The organism is Rhodovulum sp., from assembly GCF_011048875.1.
GTDB classification, from domain to species: domain Bacteria; phylum Pseudomonadota; class Alphaproteobacteria; order Rhodobacterales; family Rhodobacteraceae; genus Rhodovulum; species Rhodovulum tesquicola.
The window spans coordinates 1-1,985 of the sequence record NZ_DSDD01000435.1 but is presented as its reverse complement, the minus strand read 5'-3'; the positions used below and the strand labels follow the sequence as shown (position 1 = coordinate 1,985).

The following is a 1,985-nucleotide window of genomic DNA, read 5'->3' as shown; positions in this document are numbered from 1 at the left end:
GGCATGACCCGCTCGACCATCGCGCTCAGCAGCGGCCCCAGCGCGCCCATCATGTGGGCGCGGGCCTCGTGATAGCTGAACGACATTTCCTGCAGGGTCTTGGCGAAATCCGCCGTGATGCGCGCATGCGACTCCGCTTCGGCGGCAGCCGCGTCGTCCCAGCCGGCCTTGTAGCCCTCCTCGAAGGCCTTCAGCCGCACGTCCTGGGCATCGAATGGCTCGGGCCGGGCCACCGGCTCCTCGACCCGCGGGGCCGAGAAATCCTCGAGGTTCAGTCGGCTCATGACGGCGTCTCCTGCCGTTCCTCCATCCAGCCGCGCAGGATCGCGACCGATTCATCGCGCCGCTCCTCGATCAGGTCGCGCAGTCGCCCGACCGGGTCGGTCGCGGATGCGCCGAAGCCGCCATCGGCAAAGCCGCCGCCGCCAGGGCCGCTATCGGTGAACTCCTCCGGATCGAGCGTGTTCATCGCCATCGTGCCCATCGGCAGGCCCGGCGTGATGCCGTCATCGGGGTCGATCTCGCCGTCAAGCCAGGTCTGCTCCGCCCCCGCACCCTGCGGCGGCGGCAGGCTTGCAGACGCGCCGCTGGCGCCACCGGCCAGGATCGGGCGGACCACGAACAGCCCCAGGATCAGCGCGACCACCGCCAGAACCGCAAGCTGGATCAACGTCAGCGGGTCAAGCGAGACCTCGGAGAACAGGCTGCCTCCGGGACCCGAGCCCAGCGCCTCGACCGGCTCGAACGGCATGGATTTCAGCGTGATGACATCGCCGCGCGAGCCGTCGAACCCGGCCGCCGAGGCGACCAGTTCGCGCAGCGCTTCGATCTCGGCCTCGGGCAGCGGTTCCCAGGTCGGCTTGCCTGCCTCGTCGCGCCCGGCCACACCGTCGACCAGGACCGCGATGCTCAGCCGCTTGAGCGCACCCGGGGCCCGCAGGATCTCGCGTTCGGTCTGCGAGACCTCGTAGTTCACGCGCTCCTGCGTCTGGCTCTCCTTGCGCTGCGACTGCCGGTCGGATGCGCCCGCGCCCTCGGGCAGGTTGCTTGCCACGGTCACAGCGCCGCCGCCGGTCTCGCTCGCGCTGGTCGAGCGTTGCTCGTTCTCCGAGCTGATCGCGATCCGGCTATCGGGGTCGATCCGCCGCTCGCGGATCGATTCGCTTTGCGTTTCCGTCTCGATGGTGACCTCGACCACGGCGCGTCCCGGACCCAGACGGGCCGCCAGCAGCCGTTCCAGCCGCGCCTTCAGCGCCTCGGCGCGGTCTTCGGCGTCGCCGCCCAGGCTGGCTGCGCCGTCCTCCGAGACGACGGTGCCGGTATTGGCGTCGATCACCGACACGTCGGCGGGCATCATTCCGGCGACGCTCGCGGCCACCAGATAGCGCAGCGCCTTGGCCTGGGCGGGCGCCAGCGGGCCACCGGCCGCGCCCACGGTGACCGCCGCCGCCGGCTTGACATTGCGCGCGAAGGGCCGCGCGCTGGGCGTTGCGATATGCACCCGCGCGCTGCGGAACTGCGGATTGGCCAGGATCGTGCGCGCCAGCTCGCCCTCCTTGGCGCGCCAATAGGCGGCGTCGAACATCTGCGAGGTGGTGCCGAATCCCGACAGCCCATCGAGCAGCTCATAGCCTGCCGCGCCATTCGCGGGCAGCCCTTCGCTGGCCAGTGTCATGCGCAGCGAATCGCGGTGGCGGGCATCGGCATAGATCGCGGGGCCGCGCACCTCGTAGGCGACGCCGGCCTGGTCGAGGGCGCGGATCACCTCGCCGGCCGCCGCTGTGTCGAGGCCGGAATACAGCAATGCCATGCGCGGGGCCGTGGCCGCGCGGGACAGCAACAGGACCGCGGCGAACATCGCGACGGTCGCCAGAATCACGATCACCCGGCGGCGCGGGGTCAGCCCGGTCCAAATGGCCATCAGCTGCTGCAAGTCGGGTCTCCCGATCCTGGGGGCTTCTGCCCCGTTTCTGCCGCATATCCAT

1 protein-coding gene and 1 pseudogene are annotated in these 1,985 nt (G+C 70.7%); both read right to left on the bottom strand.

Annotated elements, in window-relative coordinates:
- Window positions 1–284: pseudogene (locus tag ENN83_RS14830) on the bottom strand (flagellar biosynthesis protein); the annotation flags it as partial.
- A complete protein-coding gene (gene fliF / locus ENN83_RS14825; protein ID WP_287188282.1) occupies window positions 281–1,921 on the bottom strand; it encodes a flagellar basal-body MS-ring/collar protein FliF in 1,641 nt (546 codons plus the stop codon). The pseudogene ENN83_RS14830 and the gene fliF, both read right to left, overlap by 4 nt.
- Window positions 1,922–1,985: the final 64 nt, after the last annotated feature.